The sequence below is a fragment of the Gemmatimonas sp. genome (assembly GCF_044376735.1).
Taxonomy (GTDB): domain Bacteria; phylum Gemmatimonadota; class Gemmatimonadetes; order Gemmatimonadales; family Gemmatimonadaceae; genus Gemmatimonas.
On record NZ_JBILKJ010000234.1, the window covers coordinates 1 to 3,407 of the forward strand.

At 64.2% G+C, this 3,407-nt stretch carries 3 protein-coding genes; all 3 read left to right on the top strand.

Going from position 1 to position 3,407, the window contains the following annotated elements; genetic code table 11:
* Nucleotides 1-68 precede the first annotated feature (68 nt).
* Nucleotides 69-1,745, top strand: coding sequence for a sigma 54-interacting transcriptional regulator (locus ACIRA7_RS15970; RefSeq protein WP_396221828.1), 1,677 nt, complete (start codon nucleotides 69-71; stop codon nucleotides 1,743-1,745).
* 160 nt (nucleotides 1,746-1,905) lie between these two features.
* Nucleotides 1,906-2,796, top strand: a complete 891-nt coding sequence (locus ACIRA7_RS15975) for a hypothetical protein (RefSeq protein WP_396221829.1) — start codon at nucleotides 1,906-1,908, stop codon at nucleotides 2,794-2,796.
* A 354-nt stretch (nucleotides 2,797-3,150) separates the two neighbouring features.
* Nucleotides 3,151-3,407: hypothetical protein (locus ACIRA7_RS15980; RefSeq protein WP_396221830.1), on the top strand; the 257-nt coding region annotated here is incomplete at its 3' end.

The window sequence follows — 3,407 nt, forward strand, 5'->3', positions numbered from 1 at the left end:
GACATTCGCGGGCGGACGTTGCCGGCGCGTGTGGTGAAGCTGCCCTTCTACAAGCGGGCAGGGAAGGCGTGAGCACGCGTCCGCGCCCGGCAGCAATGCGGCGTGGCGGTGTAGAAGACGGCGCCGCCAGCGTCGTCGCGATCCTCATGACCGATGTCGAGCCGGCGGTGCGGTTGAACGCCGCGCTCGAGGCCGCGGCAATGACGACCGTCATGATCTCGCCGATGGATGACGTCCGCGCGGCGCTGCGCCGCGCGCGTCCCGACATCGTCGTGCTCACCGGTGCTCTGCTCGACGCGGCGAACGTGTCGTTGGTGCGCCAGTTGCTGTGGGATAACGTGGCCGTACTGGGCTTCACCGACGTCTCCGATCCGCAAGTGATGGAGCGGTTGGGCGACATCGGGTATGCCGAAACGTGGCCGAAGCCGGCGCGTATCGAGGACGTCGTCGATAGCGTGAAGCGGCGGCTCGAGCGCCAACGTTTGGCCGAGCTCACGGGACTGGTCGGTGAATCGGCGGGGATTCGCGAAGTGCTGGTGAAAGTCGAGCAGATCGCGCCGGTCACGAGTACGGTGCTCATCGAAGGAGAAAGCGGCACCGGCAAGGAACTCGTGGCGCGGGCGATTCATCGGCTCAGCCCGCGGCGCGGGAAGCCGTTCATTGCGGTGAATGTCGGTGCGCTCACCGAGACGCTGCTCGAGAGTGAGCTCTTCGGGCACGAGAAGGGGGCGTTCACCGGTGCTGCCGAGCGTCGGCTTGGACGTTTTGAACTGGCGGACACCGGCACCTTGTTCCTCGACGAAATCGGCGAGATCCCGTCGAGTACGCAAGTGAAGTTGCTGCGTGTGCTCGAAGAACGTGAAGTGACGCGGGTGGGCAGCGGAACACCGATCCCTATTGATGTGCGCGTCGTGGCCGCGACGAATCGTCCGTTACGCGAACACGTCGAGGAGGGCGGTTTTCGTGCCGACCTGTTCTATCGGCTGAACGTGCTAGGCATCTATTTGCCGCCGTTGCGCGAACGTCGTGATGACATCCCATTGTTGGTGCGGCGCTTCGTCACCGAATTCGCGTCGCTGCATGATCGCGAGTTCCACGGGATTTCCGCAGAGGCGTTGGCGCTGCTGGTCGAGTATGGCTGGCCCGGTAACGTGCGAGAGCTGCGCAATCTCGTGGAAAGCATGGTCGTGCTGGCGCATGGGCGGGAGATCGGTGCGGAGGATATTCCTCGGCCGATCCGTGACGGCGGTGGTCGCCGATTACTGCCCGTGCATGTCGGGCCGATGGTGCGCGAAGGCGAGCGGGCGCAGGGGCGTGAGCTCGAATTCATCGTGCGCTCGCTGGTGGAACTCAAGTTACAAGTCGAGGAATTGCGTCGTCGGATGGACGTGGAGCAGCGTGGCCCCGCCCCCGGCTGGGTCGGGGACGTGCGCGGGCCCTCGGCGGTCTCGGGGGCAGGCGTCGGCGAGGTCGTTCCGCTTCCGGGCTTCGGGCTGATGCGCGGCATCGAGCCTCGGGACCAGGGGCCCCAGGCCACCGTGATCACGCTGGGCCCCGGGATGACGATGGCCGAGATCGAACGACTGGCGATTCTGGCAGCGCTCCGGGATACCGAGGGGAACCGCCGGAAAGCGGCTGATCTGCTGGGAATTGGGGAGCGAACCCTGTACCGGAAGCTTCGGGAGTACGAGGGGGAGGCGGTCGAGGGAGGCGAAGCCGGGGCTGATTCCTTCGACGACACATGAGGTCGATGCCGGTACGTCTATGCTGGACAACGCGTTGTGAGTTATTGCGCCTTGCTCGAACGCGACTCTGGTCACATATTATCGCCTCAGGCCACCGAACACGGGTGTTTGGTACGCATCAGCCGCGGAGACATACCTGTCCATCCCAGTCAATTTCGGCATGACGTCCGCTCAGATCCCCTCGGGAATGATCGCCGGTAGCGTGCTGCCCATCCGTCGGGCCGAAGAGCTGATTGCTACCCTTCCCGGGGTGTTGTCGGTTCGCATCGTGCCGAGCGAAACGGGCGCCGTGGAGGAGATTCATGTGCTGACGACCGACCTCGTGCTGCCCAAGAATACTGTTCGCAACATCGAGAGCGCGCTGATGGCGCAGCTCGGTCTTCGGGTGAACCACCGGAAGATCTCGATCGCGACGACGTTGGATGCGCCACGGGCGTCGGACCAACCTCCGGCCGCCGCGCCGGCCTCGTCCGGTCCGTTCACCGTCGACGGCGGTGCGCAGCCGCTGGCAGCCGCTCCGGCCGCGCCGCCGGCCGCGGCCGTCTCGGCGGCGGCCACCCTCGTGACGTCCACGGCTCCCGGTGGTCATATGGGGGGGACCGTGCGGTCTGATTCGGCGATCGCGCCGAGCGCGGAGGGCGACTCGGCCGGACGTCGGGTGCTGATTTTCGAAGATGTCGAGGTCCGGCGCTCGCGTACGCGCGGTGTACTGTGCCGGGTCACGCTGAGTCGGGACGGACAGGAATTTGTGGGCGAGTCGGAAGGTCAGGAAAGCGAGCGATCGCGGATCGACCTGGCGGCTCGTTCGACGCTGTTGGCGATTGTGTCAGCCACGAAGGCGATGCCGGGCGGCGAACGCTCGTTGGCGCTGGAAGGTTCGAAGCTGATCGACGCCTTCGACCGGGAGTTCATTTTTGTCAGTGTGACGGCGCGCGTCGGACGCGAGCCGGTGGTGCTGACGGGAAGCTGTGAAGTGCGCCAGAGTGCCGAGACGAGCGCCGTGCTCGCGGTGCTCGACGCGACCAATCGTTGGATTCACCTTGATCGCTAGCAGGATTCGTGAAGCGCCGACAGTCGGCGCTTCGTGTTTGACCACCACCCCCCATCGTCTGAACGAGACGACACCAAAAACGTCCCCGTCAGCCGTCTAGAGCGGAGCTGAGCGGGCAGGGCAAGCAGTAGGAGCGGAGCCAACCTCGACGAGCACGTGGAGTCCCGAGCGGGACACACGTGACTACCCCGATGGGAGGTGACGTACAGATGGAATTCCTGGCCCAGCTCGTGAACGCTATGTGGTCGTTCGTTTTGGCAGACGCCAAGGTTTGGAACTAAAGTAGTCGCGCTGACGGGGCGCTCACTTCCGATGAAGACACGAGTCACCGCATACGTTTGGTCAGTTGTGGCAATGGCAATTGCCGCGACTGCTGTATTGTATGTACAAACCCCAGAGGTCGACTTCGACTATCTGAGGGGCTCGGCGCTGCTCACAGTCATCGGTTTCATTGCGGCCAGTCTTGCTTATCGCGTTCAGCGAAGCTCGCTTGGAGAAACATCGTTCATTCCGTATCTCTCCGCACTGGTGCTGTATCCTTCGTGGACAGTCGTAGTGCTCGTGGGGATAGGTTCCGCTGCTGCGGAGCTCCGTCGGCGAAAGATTGGTAT

Bases quoted from the DNA above. Each gene is read 5' to 3' on its own strand.
- ACIRA7_RS15975 (WP_396221829.1), top strand. From the start codon at position 1,906: ATGACGTCCGCTCAGATCCCCTCGGGAATGATCGCCGGTAGCGTGCTG.